Raw genomic sequence first — 22,327 nt, forward strand, 5'->3', positions numbered from 1 at the left:
CCAGCAGGACCCGAGTTGAGCCCGCGGGTAGCGCGTTGCAGCGTTTTTGCCGGCGCTACCCGTCGAGGTCGCTGTTTTCGAGCACCCATTCGCACGATGGGGTGATGACCCAGACTTCACTCGGCTCCGACTGGATCACCTGCCGTCCCGAATCGTCGCGCTCGCATGCCTCGACCGCAGTTGTGACGGCGCCGACCCACGAGGTGCTTCCAACTCTGTTGGGCGTTGTGAAGGGCATGAGCGCGATGAGAGCAACCAAGGCGATCACGGGCAGCACGAGCCAGAGTCGACGTCGTTTGGATCGCGTGTTCAGCAGCGCCTCGGTCGCGAGGCCGACGATTGCGATCAGCAGCATTCCGGGCACGACACCGTAGCGGAGCACGGGAACGCCTTCTTCGAGCAGCGTCGTCTCGGGGAGGTCGAGGTAGAGGAATTTTGCGCTCGCGTTGAGGAAGTAGCCCGCGCAGAAGATCGCTCCCGAAGCGAAGAAGAAGTAGGTTGCGACTGCTTTGGCTTTCCGGGTGCCCAGTGCGAGCACGACAATGAAGAGCGCGACGAACGGCACGGTGGTGAGGAGCGGAACAAGCAGGCCGTGCTCAGCGATCGCCGCCCCGTGGAGGAAACGATCTGGAAGGAGCATGGTTCCCGTGACGTTCACGGGATACGCCCCAAGGGTCTCGAGGATCGACGGTCGATCGACAACGAGGGTGCTTCGAGGGTTCAGCAGGGTCGTCGCGATCTGAGCGATCGCAGCGATTGCGAGGCCGACCGTTGGCGCGATCACGGTCTTGTCCCGCCACAGCAGTAGGACCAGCAGTCCGAGTGGCACGAACACGATCACCTGGATCTCGCTGAGGCCGATGAGGAGCGCAACGACCGCGACGGCGATCTGCCCGGATCTGGAGGTTCGTTTCGAAAGGATGAGGAACGGCGCGAGCCAGAGAAAATACCAGTGGAGGTTCGCGAGGTTTCCGATGACTTCAGCCGAGGCGAGGGGAATGCACGCGGTAGAGATCGCGACCACCGAACGAACGAGGGGGTTCGGAAAGAGGTTCGTGCTTAGCGTGAAAACGAGCGCGGCGACCAGACCCGTCATGATGCCGCTCACGACGATCACGCCGGCTGCGTAGTGCTCGAGGGGCGCAACCGTCGATACGAGCGCTGAACCGAGCCTCGGGAGTACATGGAGGTACCCCTCGTAGGGCAGAAACAGTGACTGGATGCCCCCGTGCGCGATGACGTCGCCGAGAAAGTTTCTTCCGTCCTCGGCCCAGACCTGGTCCCATCGGTGCTGAGGAACCCGCACGAGCGTGATCGCCATCACAATGAGTCCGACGATCGTCGCGCTGAGCGTCGCTCCCAACCAGCGTGGAGCCCTGCGACGCGTTCCTTTCGCTTCAGCCGCTCCCGAGTCGTCGCGCAGCGCGTCGGACGGTGTGGGGGCGGTCAATGCGTTCTCCAGTGAGTCAAAGATACGGAGTGGGGCCGGGTGTAGACGAGTCTATGTCGCCCGGGGGTCGGTGACTGAGGTGTCAGCGAGTCGTGGCGATTCGAACCGACCGGCTGCACCCCATTAGAGGTCAGCGTGCAGTTGCCAGATCTGCTGAGCGGTGTCAGACCAGTGGAACCACCGCGCACGGTCGGCGCCTCGAACCACCTGCTGTCGCACGGTCGATCGCGAAGCCTCGTCCACGACCGTCGCAATTGCACGGGCAAAACCTGAAGCCCCATCGGCCAGTGCAATGGACGTGGTCGTTCCGTCGGCAATTTCTGCCAGCGACTCGTTTTCGCTGTGCACGACCGGAGTTTCGAGCGCGAGCGCATCGAGGAGGTCGAGCCCGAACTCATCCTGAGTGCTCGTGAGCATCGAGACCGCAGCGCCACGAACCACGATGGCGAGATCACGATCGCACAGGTTGCCGAGCATGATGACGCGCCCTGGCGTCAGCCGAGCATTCACGAGCATTTCACCGAAACTCGTGTTCTTCCAGCTCACGGGACCGGTGACGACGACCGGGAGATCCGGGAAGCCAGAATCCGCGATCGCGTCCACTGCTCGTTGCGCAGCGTCCACGTCGTAGCGACGCGTGACGACGTGGACATACGCTTCTGGGAGCCCGAGGAGTTCGCTTCGTTCGGGATCAGATTTCGCAAGCACGAGCGATGGTGTCGGAGCAGCTGCAATCACGCGGATTCGATCGCCGAAATTGCCGAGCGAAGCCAACTGCACTGCAAGCGCGTGCGTCGGTACGACCACCGCATCGGCATAGCGCTCACTCCGGGAAATCATGCGGGAGAACCATTGATGCCGCGCGCCACTGGGGGCTTTGCTCTTTTCGAGCCATGCAAGCGAGGACACGGTCACGACCGATTGCCCGTTGGAGCTTCCGTCCGAGCGCCGAAGCGGAGCAAACAAGGACGCGGCGTGAACGAGGCCTTCGATAGGCTTCGTGGTCATGCTTCGCTGCCAAGCGATCCGCAGTTCTCGTCGAGAGAGTGTGGTGGGGTGCACTGCTGTGAGGCCGGGGAAGGATTCTCTGAGCCGATCGAGTTCCTCTTCGTCGACTGCAGGCAACATGAGCTCGACCTCAACACCGGTCGGTGCATTGATCGTCATCGCGCGCAGGAGTTCTTCTCCGTACACCGTGTCGCGAGAACGTTCAGTCGGGCTGACGCGCTCGATGACGTACTGCAGGGTGGTCACGCTGAGAGAGCCCCACTCTGGAACGCGTCGTGCAACGCTTCCTTCCAGTGCCTCATCGGTGGCATGTCGACCGACGTCCAAGCGTCATGGCCCAATACCGAGTAGGCGGGTCGCTGTGCCGCCCGCACGAAGGTCTTCGAATCCGTCGGGAGCACACGATCCGTGTCGAGGCCCGCGGTCGCGAAGATCTCCTTGGCAAACCCGAACCAAGTAGTCTCACCGGAGTTCGTGCCGTGGAAGATGCCATTGCGAACACCGGCGTCGATGAGCGCGACGATTCGAGCGGCGAGGTCCGCAGCATAGGTGGGCTGTCCCCGTTGGTCGTCAATGACGTTCACGGTCTCGTGCTGCGTTGCGAGACGGAGCATGGTCTGCGCGAAGTTCGCTCCGTGGCGACCGTACAGCCAGGCCGTCCTCACGATGATGGTGTCAGGGTGCACGGCGAGCGCTCGCTGCTCACCGAGTGCCTTGGTCCGGCCATACGCCGACACGGGAGCGTACGCCGTATCTTCCGCGTATGGCGCGGTGGCAGCGCCGTCGAAGACGTAATCGGTCGAGACGTGCACGAGCACTGCGCCGTTCTGGTGCGCAGCACGAGCAAGATTTTCGACGCCCGTTGCGTTGATTGCAGCGGCGCGATCTTCATCGGATTCGGCGTCGTCGACCTTCGTGTATCCGCTCGCGTTGACGATCACGTCGACGTGCTCTGCTGCGAGCAGACAGGCTGCAGCGTCAGTGATATCAAGGGTCGCGCTGCTCCGAGCGTCCACCTCATGCTCGGAGAGCGCCTCGCGGAGATCGCTACCGAGCATCCCGCTCGCACCGACAAGAAGAATCTTCATGGTCTACAGCGCTGCGCGCTCTTTCAGCGGTTCCCACCAGGAGCGGTTGTCGCGGTACCACTGCACAACGTCATTGAGTCCCTGCTCGAACGGAACCTGAGGCGCATAGCCGAGCTCGCGCTGGATCTTCGAGATGTCGACCGAGTAGCGAAGATCGTGACCGAGGCGGTCAGCGACACGGTCCACGTAGTCCCAGTCTTTCCCTGTTGCGTCAAGAAGGAGCTGCGTGAGCTCCTTGTTGGTGAGCTCGGTTCCACCACCGATGTTGTAGATCTCTCCTGCTTCGCCCTTGGTCAAAACGAGAGCGATTCCGCGGCAGTGGTCGTCAACGTGCAGCCAGTCGCGAATGTTGTTGCCTTCGCCGTAGAGCGGCACATGCTTGTCGTCGATGAGGTTCGTGACGAACAGCGGGATGACCTTCTCAGGGAAGTGGTAGGGCCCGTAGTTGTTGCTGCAGCGGGTGATCGACACGTTGAGCCCGTGGGTTCGGTGGTACGAACGCGCCAGGAGGTCACTGCCGGCCTTCGAGGCGGAGTACGGGCTGTTGGGCTCGAGCGGGCGCTCTTCGTCCCATGAACCTTCGCTAATCGACCCATACACTTCGTCTGTCGAGACGTGCACGAAGCGCGCGAGTTCGTGGCGGAGCGCCGCGTCGAGCAGTCGCTGCGTGCCGACGACGTTGGTCTCGACGAACACCGACGCGTCGCGAACGGAGCGGTCGACGTGGCTTTCTGCCGCGAAGTGGACGACTGCGTCGACGGTGGGCATCAACGTGTCGAGCAGCGCGTTGTCACGAATGTCGCCGTGTACGAAGGAGTATCGCGGTGAATCCGCCACTGGCGCGAGGTTTGCCTGGTTTCCCGAGTAGGTGAGCGCGTCGAGCACGACCACTTCTGCGCCTTCGAGGCCTTCGTACGCGTCCTGCAAAGTGCGGCGAACAAAGTTGGAGCCGATGAACCCGGCCCCACCGGTAACGAGAATCTTCACGAATGTTCCTTGACGTCAGAGATCACAATTGCAACAAGACTACCCGGCTCGGCTCGCATGGCGTGCGATGCCTCGCGGGTCACGGTCACCTTGGGCAGGCGCCGAAGTGCATGACCCAGTACGTTCGACCGTTTGAGGCGGTGGCCACTCCGATGCCTACCTGGGTGAAGCGAGCATTCACGATGTTCGCACGGTGTCCGGCAGAGCCCATCCAGAACGACATGGGGCTCTGACTGTTCTGCGTCCAGGCGATGTTCTCTCCCCAGGTGGTGCATCCGATCGAGCGCGAGAGCGCGTTCAGATTCGGATTGTGAGTCACGTTTCCAGTGCGCGCGATCGTGTCAGCCCAGTTCTGCGCGAATCGCGAGAGTCCCTCGTGCTGCTGGAGTGCTCCCGCGCCCGCGTTGTTGCGTTGCGCATTCGTCTCGTTGAACACCCTGGTCTTCAACGTCGTTGGCGTCTCGCATTGCAATTGCAACGCGGCGGTCTGCGAAATTGCGGCGTCGCCACCGATCACGATGGTGTCTTGTGCCCGAAGCCTGGTGATCTCAGAAGCAACGGAATTACTCGTCGCACAGTTCCGGGCGGTCAGGTACAGCGGGATTCCTCGTTGTGCCGCGGTGACCGAGGCGCTCAGCGCGTCCGGGAACTCCTGGCCGCTCGCAAGCATGATCGCCGAGCCGCGCGTGGAAGGTGTGAGTGCCCGATGGAGGAGAACCGCGGTCTCGAATCGGTCCGAACCGGCGAATCGACGGACGCTCGAAGCACCGAGTGGTCGGAACAACTGTTCGGTGCTTGAACCGATCGCAGCGTTGCCACCTGCGATGTAGACCGTTGATACTCCGTTCATCCGCGCTGCGACGGCCTGCCGAAAGTAGTCGTTGCTCGCATTGGTCCAGAGCAGGACCGCGTGACCCTCACGGCCTGCGACGGAACTCGCAGCGAGTGCATCGGGGAAGGTTTTACCGGAGGCCACCCAGATCGTCGTAATTGGCTTGATTTGACGAAGCCGATCGAAGATGAGGAATGAAGTCTCGACTCGATCGACGCCGCCGATTCGTTCCACGTTGCTCGTGAACGATCTCGCCTGCGCCTCGACATTGCTCGAGAGCGCTCCGAGGCCGCCGATCAGCACGATCTTGCTCGGACGGAGCCGGTTGATCTCAGCCGTGATCGGAGCCGGAATCGTGTCCGGTCGGCTCAAAAGGAGGCGACCGTTATCAGCAGCGGCGAGAGCACTGGCGGGAAGGGCATCGGCGAACACCGCTCCTGAAACCAAGTACACGGTTCCGCCGAACGAGGGTGCCGTTCGAGAAACTGCGACGTTCGTCGAGAAACGGTCTGCACCTGCCAAGCGGATGGTCGCCGCGTCTGCGTTGGGAGCGGGCGCCAAGACCTGCACGAAGCTGACGAGCAGCAAGGCCACGAGCGCCGTCGCTGCTCCGATTCGAAATCGTTGGATTCGTTTGGCAGTCGTGCTTCGTGAGGTCGGCATGCCTTAGGGCTTTCGGTTTCGGATCATGGTCGAAAACGAGTCAGCGGCGCGAACGATGCGACGTCCTCGGTATTGCTCGAGGATCGAGAGCAGCTCTGCACGCTCGGCTTGCCATCCATCTCCGCCCGCTGTGAAGTGCGACGAGGCCATCCGTTGCAGGCGACGTTGGAGGTCGTGCGCTTCAGCCTGCGCTTCACGAAGCTCTTTCCGGGTTGCGAAGAGTTCTTGTTCGATGATCGCGGCCACTCGTCCTGCATGGAAGAGGGTCTGCAACGTTTCATCGGAGTAGAGCACATCTGCAACCGGTGAGGGCACCGTGGAGGCGATTCGGTCATCGCGCGTGATCTCGCCGCGCGCTTCGAGTTCGACGGTCACCTCGGGGGTGAGGTGGCGCGCGACATAGCTCTCTTCGAGAGTGCCTGTTTCGAGACGACGGAACTCGCGCATTCCATGGTGGTTCGGGCTCGGGCGAAGCGTCGGCGATTCTCGATACGCCTTTCCGGCGTTGAAGTACTTTCGCGAAACCTGCTCGTATGAACGCCACTGAAAATGAAGCGCTTCGACCTGGAGTTCTTCAGGAAGCGGAGCGCGCTGTTCGATGTTGACGAAGTGGTTGCCCTGCGAAACGATCGGGTTCGGGCTTCCGATGTGCACCGAGTTGGGCGTCGAGTGTGCGTGAAGGCCGAGCTTCTGGAGTTCGCTGTCGGGTCGTTCGTCGCGATAGTTCAGACGTTGCATTCCCGAACCGGCCTGCGCGGGTGCACCGATCATGTCGATGACAGGCACGATGAACTTCGCGACGGTCGGCGAGATCTCGGAGAACACTTCTTTGAGTGTCCGGTCCTTTGCATTTGCTGCCAGCCAGAACTCATCTGCGTCTGCGTTGATCACCCACGTTGCGCCGTACTGCTCGTACGCGTCGTGCGCCATGGCGGAGACACGGGGTCCCTGCATCTTCTTGTGTTCGAGATCGTCACGAAGGTCGATCGACGCTTGGTCCTTGAACGATTCGATGATTTCGCGGGTCCCATCGACCGAGCCGTTGTCAGTGATGATGAACTGATCCACGCCCTGTCGAATGTGGTGTTCCAGCATTGCGCCGATGACGTCTGCTTCGTCGCGGACCATGAGGGTCATTACAAGCATGTGTGGGGAATCCAAGTTCTGTTTGGAAATTGCTGTCCTCGAACTTTAGCGCAGTCGGTTTCTCCGGGCACCCGCGGGTACGGGCCAAGTCACGCTCCCCGTTGCTATCGTTATGGCGTTGACGGCATGTCCGCAACGCGGCATGACGACAGAAAGGTGCATTGTGCGAGGGATTATTTTGGCCGGAGGATCCGGCACACGGTTGTGGCCCATCACGAAGGGCATTTCAAAGCAACTGATGCCGATCTACGACAAGCCAATGGTCTATTACCCACTGTCGACGCTCATGATGGCGGACGTCCGCGAAGTACTGATCATCACGACGCCCGAGTACAACGAACAGTTCAAGGCGCTGCTCGGCGATGGCAGCGACCTCGGCATGCGTATCGAGTACGCGGTTCAGCCGAGCCCCGACGGTCTCGCTCAGGCGTTCATCATCGGCGAAGAGTTCATTGGGGACGAGTCGGTTGCGCTCGTGCTCGGTGACAACATCTTCCACGGCGTCGGACTCGGTTCGAGCCTTCGTCAGCACGGTGACATCGATGGCGGGCTCATCTTTGCCTACCACGTGGCAAATCCGCGAGCATATGGAGTCGTGGAGTTTGACGAGAACTTCGTGGCGCAGTCGATCGAAGAGAAGCCGACCGAACCCAAGAGTAATTACGCGGTTCCCGGGCTCTACTTCTACGACAACGATGTCATCGAGATCGCAAAGTCCATCGAGCCGAGCGCTCGCGGTGAACTTGAAATTTCCACGGTGAACGAACGCTACCTCGACGCAGGCAAGCTCCAGGTGCAGGTCCTCGACCGCGGCGTCGCATGGCTCGACACCGGCACATTCGAGTCGATGATGCAGGCGAGTGAGTACGTGCGAGTCATCGAGGACCGACAGGGCTTCAAAATCGGTTGCGTCGAGGAGATCGCGTGGCGCGCTGGCTGGATCAATGACGAGCAGCTCGCAACGTTGGCTCAGCCGCTCGTGAAGAGCGGGTACGGCCGGTACCTCATGAACCTGCTCGACAAGTCGTAGCTCGTGAACTGGCGAGAGGCGCTCAATCAAGCGCTTCGGCGCTCGCTCGGAGCAGATGCGAAAATTCCGGACGACACAGTCCCGGTCATCATGTGTTCCTGGCGGCGGCCGGAGCGTCTTCGAGCGATCCTCGCCGATCTTGAGGCGCAACAGGGGGCTCCGAAGATCCGGCTGTTCGTATGGAATAACCACTTCATGGCGCACTACGGCCTTCAGAAGCAAATACGGTCATTTCGGCGTCGCTTCCCGCGCTCGCGGGTGGAGCCGGTCCTGATTCGCTCTCGCGAGAACCTAGGCGGGATCGCCAGATTCGTGGTGCTTCGGAAACTCTTCGAACAGGGGTATCGGCGGTCTGCGATTCTTATCGACGACGACATGAAACTCGGCGCGGGCTTTGTCTCAACCCTGGTCGCCGCCGGTTCCACGGAGACAATCCAAGGGGTTTGGGCCTGGAAGGTTCGTTCTCACTATTGGGACCGTCTCTCGATCAAGCCGGGCGAGCCTGCAGACTACGTCGGCACGGGTGGCGCAATTGTCGACCCGTCGATCGTTGAGAATCCGCAATTCTTCGCGCGACTCGTGCCTGCGTACGGGGCGATCGAAGACGTCTGGATGTCACGCTGGGCAACCGCGCGTGGGTGGAAACTCTCGCGAATCGACGCGCCCCACTCCTTCGTCGAAGATGATCGAGCACAGTATCTGGGGTTCGTGGCGAGAAAGGCCGAGTTCTGGGAACTCGTCGATCGTCTGGTCGCCGGTGAGGACATCGAGGTTCGAGACGACGGTACGGCAGGAATTGGTCGTGTGCTGCCGCAAGAGACTCGCGGGATTCTCCGCTTCGCACTCCGCAAGCGCTTACCCCGATTCACAAAGAAATCCAGGCATTAGCCTAGGAGTGGGCGGCATCTCCGGGATGAACTCGGAAACGCTCGCACCGGGTGAGCAAGAATACTCCGAATGAATGTGAGACGAAATCCGAATGTCTGCTGAGGCACACGCAATCACTGGGGAGCCGGAAGTCAAACGAGTCGTTGTTTTTCCGGCATGGCAAGACAACCCCTTTATTAATCTCACCTACCTTGCAGCGCACAGCGCTGGCTACCATTTCACTCCGATCAAGACGATCAAGGAGCTTGAATCGCAGTTGGAAGGGCAACTCGATTCGACCATTCTGCACATGAACTGGACGAGCCCGATTGTCCAGGCGGCCCCGCGTCAGGGCGTGGCACGCGACAACCTCGCCCATTTCCAAGAGCTCATCGACGACGCGCGTGAGCGCGGACTCACCATCGTCTGGACCGTGCACAACGTGCTGCCCCACGACGGCAAGTTCATTCCCGAGGAAATTCAGCTTCACGAGTTTCTCGCCGATCGAGCTGACGTCATTCACGTCATGTCTGCAGGAACTGCACGATTGTGCGCTGAGTTCTACGAACTGCCTGAACACAAGATCATGCAACTCGATCACCCCAGTTACGACGGCGTGTACAGCGGCGTTCCAGATCGCAATGAGACGCGAGAATTCTTCGGTCTCGCACCCGACGACCTGGCGGTGCTCTTCCTCGGGCATGTGAAGCCCTATAAAGGAATCCTCGAACTCATCGAGGCCGTTAGGATCGCGGCCGACGACCCTGAGCGTTCGATCGTGTTGATGCTCGCCGGAAAGACACCGCCGAACGATCTTGCGATCATCGATGACATCCTGCCCGCGCATGTTCGGGCGATCCGTTACCACTCGTATGTCCCAGAGCAGGACCTCGGGCGGTGGCTCACCGCGGCCGACCTCGGAGTGTTCCCATTTCAGCGAATTCTGAACTCGGGGAGTATTCAGTTGGCTGCAACCTATGGCCTGCCCGTCTTGATCCCCGATGAGCCGCACTTGGTGCAGCAGTATGCCGCGGAGAGCTGGGTTCGCTTCTTCGACCGCAAACGGCAGGCGGAGTCGATTGCGAGCAACCTGCAATCTGACGAGAAGCGCGACCCTGAATCCCGCTTCGCCGCGCGCCGGTATGCGGTCGAGCGTTCGCCCTATCGTCTCTCCGAACGGTTCGTCGATGAGATCCTGCGAACCACGGAGCAGTCGCGAATCAACGCCGGATAGAGTTCCGTACCTTCGTTCGAATCCTGGTCAGCAAGGGACGGGGCGCCACCGTCGGGACCTCCGGATGCGGGTTCAAGAAGACGAGTCCTTCGCCGGGAACTGGCTCTGGAATGACGAGTGAGACGTGGGAACCCTGTTCGATCTCGACCGAGCCGAGTGGAGACCAGCGAAGGATCTTTCGTTGATCGAGCCCTTCTCGGCCAGGTGCAGCGCGGAGCCTGAGCAAAAGATCCCACGCGCCGAAGGCGTCCAACTGAGCGTCGAGCGCCAAGGTGATCACTCCGTCTGTCGCAACGGGAGCAGTTCCGAGCACCGTGTCATCGCCCGATTCACGGTGTGAGGCGAGGGCCTCGAACTCCACACCCGCGAGTTTCTCGCTCAGCCGTGCCGTGATCGATGCGCCTTCGGATCCGAATTGCATCCCACTGACGGTCACGGGTGTCGTGTCGAAGAGGGCTCGTGCTCGGAACGTGGCGATCTCCGTCGGCGTGAGTTCGTCGAGGCTCCCGGCTTTCAGTCCTGGAACGAATTCCGGCGTGATCGAGGGCGCAAGAGCGCACAGCGCCGCGTCGAAGTTGTCGTTTGCTGGCAGTGTCATGACGTGCTGGAAGACATGTGCCGCGACGATCTGCACGAGCGGGTGGAGTGCACCGAGTCGTTGCCGTCCGCTTTCGACCAGTTTGACCAACTGATCGATTTCGCGTGCGTTGAGCGACTTCCAATCGGCAGGGATCGCCTGAGCGCTCTTCCAGGAGTCCAGGAGCGCGAGATACACCGCTGCCGGACGTGGCTTGAGTCCTTCAAATGTTGCTTCGCTGCACGAGGAAAGGAATTCGAACAAGAGATCGGCAATGGCGGACGCGTATTGTGCATCGTCCTTGCTCGAGGGGGCGGTTGCAGTCTTCTCGAGTGCGTTTCGGAAATGGACGAGACCATCCGAATGCACGAACATTCTCGAGAACTCCTCGCTGAGCGCCCGACTGCCGTATGCGTCGACCAAGGTCCGGCACTCGAGTTCCTGAGTGAGATAGCTGTGCACGCTCTTCAGACCGACCGCCTGCGAAGTCATTGAATTGGGCCCGGGACGATCCCGATAGAGGTAGACGACCTGTTCGATGACATCGATCGCGCGAGCGTTGGTCAAGGCGGTGACCACAGGAACGATGTCGTTCGACCGAGGCACCTCCGGGAATTTGATCTGCGCACGCTCGACGAGGGACCGGTGGTAGAGCTTGTTCCAACAGGCTCGTCCACGAATCAGGCTCGGATGATCTCCGAGCGAGACCGCAGTCTTCGGCGAGTTGAACGCTTCCCAATTCTGGGTAGGGCGCCAGATCGAAGAGGTATAGAACTTGACGAACTTGCCGAGGACGAGTTCTGACCCGGAATGTTCGGCACTGTGCAGCAGAGCTGCGATCGCTTCTCTCGGCACGAGGTCGTCGCCGTCGGCGAAGGCGAAATACTCGCCGCGAGCATGACTCATGCCCAGGTTTCTCGCGTTCGCTCCGCCGCGCTCTTCAGCGTCGATCAAACGAATGCGCGGGTCCCGGGCGACAGCGGCGAGGATTCGGTCTCGAGTGCCGTCCTTCGAGTGATCGTCGACGACGATGATTTCGATGGAGCGCTCTGTCTGCGTGGAAAGCGAACTCAAACACTCGTCGATCCATGGCTCCACATTGTGAGCAGGGACGATGATGCTGACGCGCGGAGTTCGCGCAGACTCCTGTGCACGCTGGTGCGACGACGACGGGTGCGTTTCATTACCCGCAGAGTCGCTCGCCGGTTCCCAAAGGTCACGAGGGAACGCGTCGAGCAGCGGTTGCGGGTTCCAGTCCAGAGGCGGAAGCGGGGAGGCCTTGAAGGCCTCATCCAACGTGTTCGCAAATCGGAACGAGTTTCGGCCGGTGCCGCGCATGTAGTCGTCGTACTTGAACGAAACCTCTGCACTCGATTCGAGCGGGACGACCGGTACGCCGAGCGCCTCGGCCAGCACGATGCCGTGGAGCGACGAGGCGATCACTCGTTCGCTCTGTGCAATCGCGCGGATGACCTCCCACACCGGCGCGAGCGGCGAGATCAGATCCGGGTGGTCGATGTAGCGTTCGAGGTCGTTGAGGTTCGGAACGACCGCAATCTTCCGAGTCTTTTCCAGGGACCAAGTACGGGTCTCAGGAAAAAGGCTCGGAATCAAGAGCGCCGGATCGCCGAAGATGTCGGGGACCTCGAAACCACGAGAGCGCAGTGCGCTCGCAGTGAACGGACCTCGAACAGCCCTGATATCGAGATCGAACGGCAACTTCGGGCGTCGAACTTTTCCGTTGATTCCCGTACCCCAGATCACGTCATCGTTCTGTGCAAAGTGAACGATCGATCCAACCGAGAGGAGGCGTCTTCGGGGACCGTTTGAGGTTTCGGGTTCGATCCCACGTGCAGCGAGCAGAGCGCGAACGACGAGCGGTCCGAGTTCATCGCCGAAGTTTTGCCTCGCTGCGGTGCCCTCGACTACAGGAGGTCGCCAGAAGGCAGCATCGACACTGCCGAGAGCTTCTACAGGGAGTGGGGGAGCGGAAGACACAGATCCATCATAGGGAGCGGTCTGCGCGATCTGATGCGCATGCCGATTCTCGGAGCGGAATCTCAGTCTCGGTTCGAGCTACCAGTTTCCACTCAAGATCGCTGTTCTGAGCGCCAGCTGGTCGCGGCGTCGACGGCGAAGTTGCGGCACCCGGGCGGCGAGCTGTAGTCGGGCGCTCGGCGTCGTCTGCTCGAAGAGTTGCACGAGGCCTCGCAGTTCCGGTTGCAGTTCCTTCGTCGCAACGTCGAGCGCGATCCTCGCCACGCGCAGTGACTGCATTCGATGCCACCCGTTTCGGAGCGCTCGTGCTCGTGCGATCGCTTGTCGTGGGCCGAGATTCGCGCCAGTCGCGTTGCGGTCATGCTGGCGATACTCGACGAGCGAGTCGGGGAGGATGACCCAGCGAAGCCCTGCCGCCCGACAGATTGCGTAGACGGTCCAGTCGTGCGCCGCCGTATCGTTGACGCGCTGATCGCCGCGGACCACCTGTTGCACGAACTCGAACGCCTCTCGAGTCAACAGATAGGTACTGCCCGGGCCTGCGCTTTCACAAACGAAGTCGAATCGGCGTTGCGGTTGGTTCTTTTCAACCAGGACTCGGCGAGTGCTGAACACCGCGGTCACGTTGCTCGAGACGGCATCTGCGTGTTCAAGCGCTGCCACGGTTTTTGCAAGTCGATCGATCGACCAAATGTCGTCTTGATCCGCGAAGGCGATCGCATCGAAGCCTTCAAGCGGTGCATCACGAATCAGCCGGTAGAAGTTGGCTTGCGCCGAACCGAACCGCTGCGAAGGCAGCACCTGCACAGGAAAATCCGCGCTGAATCGTTCGATGATCTCGAGCGTCGAGTCTTTGGAATCGTCATCGGAGACAATGAGGGTGACCGAGACCTGCTGCTGCGCGCGAATTGAATCGAGTTGCTCCTGCAGAAACCGCTCACCGTTATGGGTGGCCATGAGTACGGCGATACGTGGTTGCAGCATGCACTCGCCTTCCCTTGCCCGGTCCGGTTCAAGATTAGTAGACGATTCCCGGCAAGCGATCCTCGAAGGGAGCGTCGTGGGGAGTTCCAGTAGTGTGGCCACGAGATCTTTCCGCTTCGAATGCAGACGTCGCGGCGACCCACACTGCAGAAAGTCACACCATGCGTCGAATTGTTTTCTACCTTGTATTCGATCCTGACGGTCATGTCGGCGACTACGTTCTGCACAACCTCCAGAAACTCCGTGCGCATGCCGAGCACATCTTCGTCGTCTCCAATTCGGCGCTCACCGCGCAGTCGCACGAGCGCCTTGCAGCAGTCGCCGACACGGTGTGGGAACGGGAGAACCGGGGCTTCGACGTCTGGGGCTACAAAGAAGCGATGGAGCAGTTCGGCCTCGAGGCACTGCGATCGTTCGATGAAGTCGTGCTGATGAACTACACGTTTTACGGTCCACTCGAATCGTACGACGAGCTGTTCACGCAGGCGGAAGCCCGCGACGTCGACTTCTGGGGCGTCACCGACCACGCGGAGATCCGCCCGAACCCCTACACGCACACCGGCGTTATGCACCGACACATCCAATCGCACTGGATCGCTGCTCGGCAGTCGCTCGTCCGGTCGAACGACTGGGCACAGTACTGGGCTGAAATGCCGCCGATCGAGTCGTATGCCGACTCGGTGCAATTCCACGAAGCGAGACTGACGAACCACTTTGAGGAGCGGGGCTATCGCTCATGGACCGCGTTCCCAGAGGCGAATTATCCGGTCGATCACCCCGTCTTTGAACTCGCCGACGTCCTGATCGACGACGGCTGCCCGATTGTGAAGCGACGATTCTTCTTCCATGATCCGATCTACCTCGATGATCGAGCAATCATCGGTCGACGGGTTCGAGAGCGCATCGAGCAGAGCTCGTTCCCGGAGGAATACTTCTGGAACGACATCGCGCGATCCTCGAAGCCGCGCATTCTCTCGACCAATGCCTCGCTGCTCGAGATCATGCCGGACGTCGACCTCGGCGGCGAGCCACTCGACCAAATGAAGATCTGCGTCCTCGTGCACGCGTTCTATCCCGAGATGATCGAAGAGATCCTCGATCATGCGAACACGCTCCCTGTCCCGTTCGATTTGGTCGTCACCACGACCGATGAACACAAGCGCGCGCAGCTGACGGAATCACTGGCCCGACTCGGCCGGCACGATGCAGACGTCCGAATCGTCGAGTCAAATCGTGGTCGGGACATCACTGCATTCCTGCTCGCCTGCAACGACGTGCTGACGAGCGGCTCGTACGACCTGGTCGTGAAGCTGCATTCGAAAAAGAGCCCCCAAGACGGGTTCAACGCAGGCCGGCACTTCAAGGAGCACCTGTTCGAGAACCTCCTCGGAAGCAAGGGATACACGTCGAACCTCGTTCGTCTGTTTGCGCAGCACCCAAGTCTCGGAATCGTCTTCCCGCCCACGATTCATATCGGGTTCCCGACCATGGGTCGCGCCTGGTTCGCAAATGAGGAACCAGCAAAAGAGCTCGCAAAGAAACTGGGCATCACGATTCCATTCGACGAAGCGAGCCCGCTGGCCGCGTTCGGGTCGATGTTCATCGCTCGCCCGGAGGCGCTCGCGGCGTTGGTGAACGCAGAATTCACCTGGGACGACTTTCCCGACGAAGGCGGCTATTCAGACGGCAGTCTCGCGCACGTCGTCGAGCGACTCTTCGCGTACGCGGCGCTCGCGGACGGGTTCCACGCTCGCACGGTACTGACGAGTCGGAATGCAGCGATTTCGCACACCCTGCTCGAGTACAAGTTGCAAGCAATCACGGAACGCATCCCCGGCTCAACTCGCGAGCAGATAGAGCTCATGCGTTCCGGTCCGATTCTTGGCAACATGCTCACTCGCATGAAGCATGCTGCAAACCGTTCGCCGGTCGCCGCGAAGACCTTGAAACCCGCCTACGTTTCAGCGCGCTGGGTGTTCCGGAAGATCCGACGATCCTGAGGGATGAGCGCGCCGAGATCCTGGGGCTCCGCCTCGAACGACGTACACTGATGATGCGTATCGAACGATCCCGGTGACGGACTCACGACAAGAATGAATGGTGAATCTTCGGTGAAACGAGTGGTGAAGAAGTCTGTGCTGGCAGTCGCGGGCAAATCCGCAGCAGTGCAGCATGCGCTCGACGCACGAATTTTGCAGAGTCGCACCTCGCAACTGCTTGCGTCCGGGCTCCTTGATCGAGAGTTCTACGAAGCCCAGGTTGGTCAGACGTTCGAATCTGACGAGGCAGCGCTGCATCACTATCTGGAGATCGGGCGGTTCGAACTTCGTTCGATTACGACGCTCTTCAATGAAGATTGGTACCGGGCGCAAACCGGGGCTCCGGAATCCGACAGATTCCTCTCGATGTTCTTCGGTATCGAGCCGCTTGCATCTACCTCCCCGGTGTTCGATGCGGTCCGTTACTCGAGAGAGTGCGAGATCCTCGGTATCCCTGCACCCGGCAACACTCGAGCCGCGCTCGAACTGTTCGTCCGTTTCGCCGAGAACAACACTGAGCTCCCGTCTCACCCGCTCGCATCAGGAACCTTGCACTTCGGACGGATGCGGCGAGCAGCGATCGACCTCGCCCGGAAGCAGCAGATCCGGAATCAACCCCACGACGTTCCTGAGCTCTTCGAATGGAACGAAGATGCTTCGCGAGATGCAACGCAGACGCTCCGAAACGCGCCAAGAGGTGGAGAACCACTGGTCTCAGTGGTAATCGCGATTCGCGACGGTCGGGATGCGTTGCCGTCGGCGATCCAGTCCGTGCGTGATCAACGGTGGGAAAACTGGGAGCTGCTGCTCGTTGACGATGCCTCGGTCGACGGGAGTGACGAAGCGATCGCGCACGCTGCGACGCTCGATCCTCGAGTGCAGAGTTTCGTCAATGACGGGAACGGAGTCGCATCGGCGCGAAACCAGGCGCTGCACGCTGCTGCAGGCGAGTTTGTCCTCTTCTTGGACGTCGACCACGTCCTCGAACCGGACGCGCTGCTCGTGCTCACCAATTTCCTGCTCCGAAACGATGCCCCAGCAGTTCGCTCCGCGGTCCGGGTGCTGCATCCTTTCGACACTCGCTATCAGTTCATCACTGGCGACCGCGAGTCGCTTCGGCACACGGAACTTTCGCCCTCGCTCAGCGCCACCCTCTTCAGGAAGCAGGCACTCGAACGAATCGACGGATTCGATGAGTCCATGAAGGCGGCGGTCGACTTCGATCTATTCCTGCGACTGTTGAAGAAGGTCGAAGTTCCGAGTCTCGAGTACCTGGCGGCGACGACCGCACACTTCGCAGGGCCACGCACGCTCGCGGTTCGCGAGCCTGCGGGTTGGCGTCGGAGAGCGCTGACCAAGGACCTCATCCGCTGGGACGACCAGCGAGCGTCACTCGATTCACGTACGGACGACGCAGTCTCGATCGTGATACCGGTGTATCTCGATTGGGAGATGACTGCCGCGGCGGTGAGATCGATCGTTGCAAGTTCGAACCACTATCCGCTCGAGATCGTCATCGTCGATAACGGTTCCTCGCCCTTGACCCAAGCGATCCTGCAGCAGTGCGTGCTCGGGGTCGCGAATCTGAAGTTTGTTCCCATGCAGGCGAACACGCACTTCGCCCTCGGCTGCAACATCGGATTCTCGAAGACCACAAAAGACCGCGTCATCTTCCTCAACAACGACACGGCTGTGCAGCCTGGCTGGCTCACGCCGCTCGTCAATGCGCTGCGCGACCCATCGGTGCTCGGAGCCCAGCCACGACTGGTCTACGACGACGGTCGCATTCAGGCTGCAGGAACCGTCTTCAACGGAAGCCGGGTCGCGCCGTGGCATTTCCTCGCCGGCCACGACCCTGTCGATGCAGACGCGGCCGATCAGAGCGACTTTTTTGCCATCACAGCCGCGTGCATGGCACTTCGCGCTGCAGATATCGCTGCCGTTGAAGGATTCGACCCGATCTACACGAACGGCTTCGAAGACATTGATCTCTGCCTTCGACTCGGGGCTCGCTCTGAGGGCAAGTTCAAGGTCGTGCACGAAGCAACCGTCGTCCACTTTGAGAGCAAGACGCCGGGCCGCTTCAAAGCGAGCGATGAGAACCGCAGGACGTTCTTCGACCGGTGGCGAGGCAACATCCCGTCCGATGCCAGCGAGAAGTACGCTGCCGCGGATTCAGAGATCACCGCATTCCGAAATGGGCGAACTTTTGTGACCGCGGTGCTGCGCGATGTCGCTCCGATCACGAAGCGAATCCACCCTCGAGTCGAGCACGGTCCTTGGGCGGGAAGACCGCAACTCCGGTTCTCGATCAAGATCGCGGCACCTGCTGGTGCCGAGGGCGATGAGTGGGGCGACACAGTGTTCGCCGATGACCTCGCTCGATCAATGCGGGCGCAAGGGCAGCATGTTGTCGTCGATCGACGGGACTACCACTCGGGGCCGACCGAGAGTCTCGAAGACGTTGCGATTGTCCTTCGAGGAGTCGCGCTGACCGCACCGAACCCGAGCGCGCTCAACATTCTCTGGGTGATCAGCCATCCCGAGATGGTCAGCGAAACCGAACTGAAGACCTTCGATACGGTCTTCGCCGCGAGTATTCCTTGGAGTCGAGGAGCGACGAACCGGAGCGGTCGAGAGGTCCTCCCGCTCCTGCAAGCAACCGACCCGAATCGGTTCAATCCGATGCTGGATCGCGAAGCACCTCGAAATCCCCGGGTCAGCTTCGTCGGCAACACGCGGGGAATCGCCCGCAAGATGTTGATGGACGCCCTCGCAGCCGACGTGCCGGTATCGATCTATGGCAGCGGATGGCAGGAGTTCATCCACCCCGAGCTCGTTCGTGCAACCTGGCTCGGGCCAGACGAGGTCGCGAATATCTATCGATCGAGTGACTACCTGCTCAACGACCACTGGACCGATATGGCGAACGAAGGGTTCATCTCGAATCGCGTGTTCGATGTCGTTGCCAGTGGGACGACGATCGTCTCTGACGAAGTCGAAGGAATGCGCGAGATCTTTGGCGAGGCGGTGCGGTTCGCGAACTCACCAGAGGAAATCGCCGAGATCGTCCGGGGTGGGAACAAGGTCCCGCGACACCGGCTCATCGAGATCGCGCAACGTATCGGACAAGAGCACTCCTTCGACGCGCGCGCGACGACACTCATCCAGTCGGCGTATGACTCTCTCGAAGCGGGTCGAATTCCGAGTCTCGCATCGTCAGATTCTGCCCCGCGGAACGACTCCGCCTGGGTCGAGTAGAGCGGTGTTAGTCTTGGGCGGCGCCTGCGGCAACGCGGGCTCATTACTTGCAGGCGAGGAACAATGACACAAGTAGCTCGAAAGCGCAGTCAGGCTCGTGGGGTTACTTTCAACCTCCTTGTCAATCTCACGCTTCGCGAAATTCGTTCGGAGTACAAGCGCACGACCCTCGGTCGGTTGTGGTCGCTCATCAACCCGGTTGCGCAGATCGCTGTCTTCTCGCTCGTCTTCGGACTGTTGTTCCAGATCCAGGCACAACCGGGCACGAACTCAGGTGTGCACTTCTTCCCGCTCTGGATCGGTATCGGAGTGGTCACCTGGGGGTTCATCTCCAGTTCTGTGAACGGCGGCATGCGAATGCTGATCGGAAGCGCGGGTCTTCTGAAGAAGGTGTACTTCCCCCGGTGGGTGCTTGTGCTCTCCAAGATCCTGTCGAATGCATTCACCTACGTCATCGAGATCGGCGTGATCACCATTCTCATGGCGTTCGTCGGCGGACCACGAGTATTGCTCTACGCCCCGCTCATGATCCCTCTGATTCTTCTGGTCGTCGTCTTCACCGTGGGTCTCGCGCTGGTGCTCTCGGTCGCAATCGTCTACTTCCGTGATGTCGAGCACCTCTGGGGCATCTTGACGCAAATGTGGATGTACGCCACCGGTGTGATGTTCCCGCTGAGCTACGTCGCGGGCGCAGAACAGCGCATCTTCGATGACGGATTCCGCATCTTCGATGAGCGCTTCCCACTGTTGTTCCTCTTCCGTCTCAACCCGACGGAACGAATGCTCGAGTCGGTTCGAAACATCTTGTACGACTTCACCGTGCCCCCGCTCGAGAACTGGCTGTTCATTGCGGCTTGGGCTTTCGTCATGCTCGGCATCGGAATCCTGGTGTTCCGCCGATACTCAAAGAACCTGGTGGAGGAACTCTAATGTCGAGCCCAGCAGTTACCGTCGAGAACATCTCGAAGCAGTTCCGGATCTATCACGACCGCAATCAGTCGCTGAAGGCGACCGTGTTGAAACGCCGGCGCGCAGAATACGAAGAATTCAAAGCCCTCGACGACGTGTCCTTCGAGATCCCTGAGGGCCGCACCTTCGGGCTCATGGGCCGAAACGGTTCGGGGAAATCGACCCTGCTGAAGTGCATCGCCGGAATCCTGACCCCGAACGCTGGCACGATCACCACGCGCGGCAGTATTGCTGCGATGCTCGAGGTGGGTTCGGGATTCCACCCGGAGCTTTCTGGGCGCGAGAACATCTACCTCAACGGCTCGATCCTCGGAATGTCGAAGCAGCAGATCGACCGCAAACTCGAATCGATCGTCGAATTCTCCGGCGTCGAGCGCTTCATCGATCAGCCCGTGAAGAACTACTCCAGTGGAATGTACGTTCGTCTCGGTTTCTCGGTCTCCATTCACACCGAGCCCGACATCCTGCTCGTTGACGAGGTTCTTGCCGTCGGCGACATGGACTTCCAGGAAAAGTGCCGAGCGAAGTTCGCCGAGTTCAAGGCGAGCGGCCGCACCGTCGTGATCGTCTCGCACAGCATCCCGAGCATGCGTCAGATGTGCGACGACGCGGCGTGGCTCGATCAAGGCGTCTTGCAAGAAGTTGGTCCGGCGAGTGCGATCATCGACCGCTACAAGGATTCCGGACATCCGACAGACGCAGTGGCCGGCGGCGGCCAGCGGCATGGCACTGGTGAATTGACCTTCGACCGTATCGAGCTCTTGAACGTTCGCCGCGAGCCGGCCGGTCACATCCGCACCGGTGAGAGTCCCGGGCTGCGCCTGCACTACACCGCGCACGAGCCCATCGCTCGCCCGAATTTTAAAGCCAGCATCACCACCATTGAGGGTCAGACGCTGTGGGCCGTGTCTGGAAAACAGGCTGAATGGGTTCCGGAAAACATTCCGGCCGGTTCCTCATACGTCGACGTTGAAATCGATCGTATGGTGCTGAGCCCGGGCGAATATGCAGTGAACGCTGAGGCCTGGAGTGGTTCGAACAGTGTTCCGCTCGACAGCTTGAAGGGTTCGATGCGCTTTGCGGTGCACATGGGTGAGCCTCGAGCGATCGAAGGCCTCGTCGCCATGGGTTCGACCTTCTCTGGGCCCTCGCCACTCGCTTAATCATGCAGCAGCCTCGGGTTTCGGTTGCGCTGTGCACCTACAACGGCGCGCAATGGCTCGAAGAGCAGATCCGGTCGATCCTCGCGCAGACCGTCCCGGTCTTTGAAATCGTCGTCGGCGACGATAATTCGAGCGACGAGACACTCGCGATTCTTGAGCGGCTGCGTTCAACGAGCAAGATCCCGATTGTCGTCAGAGCCCACAAACCTGCGCTCGGAACATCTGCCAATTTTCTCGATGCGATCCACGCCTGCTCGGGGGAGGTTGTTGCGCTCTCCGACCAGGACGATGTCTGGCACGAACGAAAGATCGAGCAAATGCTGCCGTTGTTCGAGGATCCGAATGTTCTCCTCGTGCACAGCGATGCTCGCCTTGTCGACGGTTCAGGACGACCGCTTCGACATTCCCTTGCGGAGTCCCTTGAAATGAACGCGGGGGAGCGCGCGGGGCTCGAGCGCGGTGACGCACTCGAGATCCTGCTTCGGCGAAACCTGGTTACTGGTGCGACAGTGCTCCTCCGGCGCACGCTCGCTGAATCGGTGCAGACAGTTCCGGACGCTTGGGTGCACGATGAATGGCTTGCACTCATTGCGGCGAGTAGAGGCGGGCTTCGCTTTCTTCCGCTCCCGCTTATCGACTATCGCCAGCACGAGACGAATCAGATCGGAGTAAGCAAACCGGGCCTTCGAGTGAAGATCACCAAGCTCCTCGGTGCTGATCCAGCTCGAATTGATCGAATCGCGCGACGCGGGAGGAGTCTTGCTGCGGCACTGCGCGAATGCGAGCTTTTCCCCGAGATCGCCCGCCGCAAACTGCAGCAAAAGGCAGAGCATATGAGTGCGAGGGCGGCCCTTCCTCGCCGCCGCTTCGCGCGGCTTGTTCCGGTCATCCGGCTCTCCCGCGATGGGCGATATCGCTCGTACACACGGGGTCATATCGATATCGCCCGTGATCTTTTCGAAATGAGAACGTTCGGTGCGTCGTCGGGGGACAACGTGAATTCTTCATATTCTTAAAGGGACACCCAACCG

At 60.5% G+C, this 22,327-nt stretch carries 16 protein-coding genes; 8 read left to right on the plus strand and 8 right to left on the minus strand.

Annotated features, from left to right (window positions below; genetic code table 11):
- Positions 1 to 55: 55 nt before the first annotated feature.
- The 6 genes from U2H20_RS11180 to U2H20_RS11205 form a co-directional block, all read right to left on the minus strand.
- A complete protein-coding gene (locus tag U2H20_RS11180; protein ID WP_430592356.1) occupies positions 56 to 1,450 on the minus strand; it encodes a hypothetical protein in 1,395 nt (464 codons plus the stop codon).
- Positions 1,451 to 1,573: 123 nt separating this feature from the next.
- Positions 1,574 to 2,704 (minus strand): glycosyltransferase, encoded by a 1,131-nt coding sequence (locus U2H20_RS11185; protein WP_430592357.1) that lies wholly within the window; start codon positions 2,702 to 2,704, stop codon positions 1,574 to 1,576.
- Positions 2,701 to 3,546, minus strand: a complete 846-nt coding sequence (gene rfbD / locus U2H20_RS11190) for a dTDP-4-dehydrorhamnose reductase (protein ID WP_430592358.1) — start codon at positions 3,544 to 3,546, stop codon at positions 2,701 to 2,703. The genes U2H20_RS11185 and rfbD overlap by 4 nt, the downstream gene beginning before the upstream one ends.
- Before the next feature lie 3 nt (positions 3,547 to 3,549).
- Positions 3,550 to 4,533: a dTDP-glucose 4,6-dehydratase gene (gene rfbB / locus U2H20_RS11195; protein ID WP_430592359.1), complete on the minus strand. Its 984-nt coding sequence runs from the start codon at positions 4,531 to 4,533 to the stop codon at positions 3,550 to 3,552.
- A gap of 85 nt (positions 4,534 to 4,618) precedes the next feature.
- On the minus strand, positions 4,619 to 6,028 hold the full coding sequence (locus tag U2H20_RS11200; RefSeq protein ID WP_430592360.1) for a cell wall-binding repeat-containing protein: 1,410 nt from the start codon (positions 6,026 to 6,028) through the stop codon (positions 4,619 to 4,621).
- A gap of 3 nt (positions 6,029 to 6,031) precedes the next feature.
- Complete coding sequence (locus U2H20_RS11205; RefSeq protein ID WP_430592361.1) at positions 6,032 to 7,174, minus strand: glycosyltransferase family 2 protein; 1,143 nt, start codon at positions 7,172 to 7,174, stop codon at positions 6,032 to 6,034.
- A 163-nt stretch (positions 7,175 to 7,337) separates the two neighbouring features.
- Between U2H20_RS11205 and rfbA the strand changes: the two genes are divergently transcribed.
- The 3 genes from rfbA to U2H20_RS11220 all read left to right on the plus strand — a co-directional run bounded on the left by rfbA (position 7,338) and on the right by U2H20_RS11220 (position 10,305).
- A complete protein-coding gene (gene rfbA, locus U2H20_RS11210) occupies positions 7,338 to 8,204 on the plus strand; it encodes a glucose-1-phosphate thymidylyltransferase RfbA (RefSeq protein ID WP_430593638.1) in 867 nt (288 codons plus the stop codon).
- Positions 8,205 to 8,207: 3 nt separating this feature from the next.
- Positions 8,208 to 9,092 (plus strand): hypothetical protein, encoded by an 885-nt coding sequence (locus U2H20_RS11215; protein WP_430592362.1) that lies wholly within the window; start codon positions 8,208 to 8,210, stop codon positions 9,090 to 9,092.
- A gap of 91 nt (positions 9,093 to 9,183) precedes the next feature.
- Positions 9,184 to 10,305 (plus strand): glycosyltransferase, encoded by a 1,122-nt coding sequence (locus tag U2H20_RS11220; RefSeq protein ID WP_430592363.1) that lies wholly within the window; start codon positions 9,184 to 9,186, stop codon positions 10,303 to 10,305.
- On the opposite strand, the gene U2H20_RS11225 is transcribed toward U2H20_RS11220, so the two are convergent.
- Positions 10,292 to 12,880: a glycosyltransferase gene (locus tag U2H20_RS11225; protein WP_430592364.1), complete on the minus strand. Its 2,589-nt coding sequence runs from the start codon at positions 12,878 to 12,880 to the stop codon at positions 10,292 to 10,294. The genes U2H20_RS11220 and U2H20_RS11225 overlap by 14 nt on opposite strands.
- 78 nt (positions 12,881 to 12,958) lie before the next feature.
- Positions 12,959 to 13,864 (minus strand): glycosyltransferase, encoded by a 906-nt coding sequence (locus U2H20_RS11230; RefSeq protein WP_430592365.1) that lies wholly within the window; start codon positions 13,862 to 13,864, stop codon positions 12,959 to 12,961.
- 161 nt (positions 13,865 to 14,025) lie between these two features.
- Between U2H20_RS11230 and U2H20_RS11235 the strand changes: the two genes are divergently transcribed.
- The 5 genes from U2H20_RS11235 to U2H20_RS11255 all read left to right on the plus strand — a co-directional run bounded on the left by U2H20_RS11235 (position 14,026) and on the right by U2H20_RS11255 (position 22,312).
- Positions 14,026 to 15,864, plus strand: coding sequence for a rhamnan synthesis F family protein (locus tag U2H20_RS11235; RefSeq protein ID WP_430592366.1), 1,839 nt, complete (start codon positions 14,026 to 14,028; stop codon positions 15,862 to 15,864).
- Between the two features lie 123 nt (positions 15,865 to 15,987).
- On the plus strand, positions 15,988 to 19,164 hold the full coding sequence (locus U2H20_RS11240; protein ID WP_430592367.1) for a glycosyltransferase: 3,177 nt from the start codon (positions 15,988 to 15,990) through the stop codon (positions 19,162 to 19,164).
- 63 nt (positions 19,165 to 19,227) lie between these two features.
- Positions 19,228 to 20,094 carry an ABC transporter permease gene (locus U2H20_RS11245; RefSeq protein WP_430592368.1) on the plus strand — a complete coding sequence of 289 codons (867 nt, stop codon included), beginning with the start codon at positions 19,228 to 19,230 and terminating at the stop codon, positions 20,092 to 20,094.
- Positions 20,094 to 21,296 carry an ABC transporter ATP-binding protein gene (locus tag U2H20_RS11250; RefSeq protein WP_430592369.1) on the plus strand — a complete coding sequence of 401 codons (1,203 nt, stop codon included), beginning with the start codon at positions 20,094 to 20,096 and terminating at the stop codon, positions 21,294 to 21,296. The genes U2H20_RS11245 and U2H20_RS11250 overlap by 1 nt, the downstream gene beginning before the upstream one ends.
- A 2-nt stretch (positions 21,297 to 21,298) precedes the next feature.
- Entirely contained in the window at positions 21,299 to 22,312 is a 1,014-nt protein-coding gene (locus U2H20_RS11255) for a glycosyltransferase family 2 protein (protein WP_430592370.1), read from the plus strand.
- Positions 22,313 to 22,327 lie beyond the last annotated feature (15 nt).

Source organism: Humidisolicoccus flavus (genome assembly GCF_045689595.1).
In the GTDB taxonomy this organism is placed as follows: domain Bacteria; phylum Actinomycetota; class Actinomycetes; order Actinomycetales; family Microbacteriaceae; genus Humidisolicoccus; species Humidisolicoccus flavus.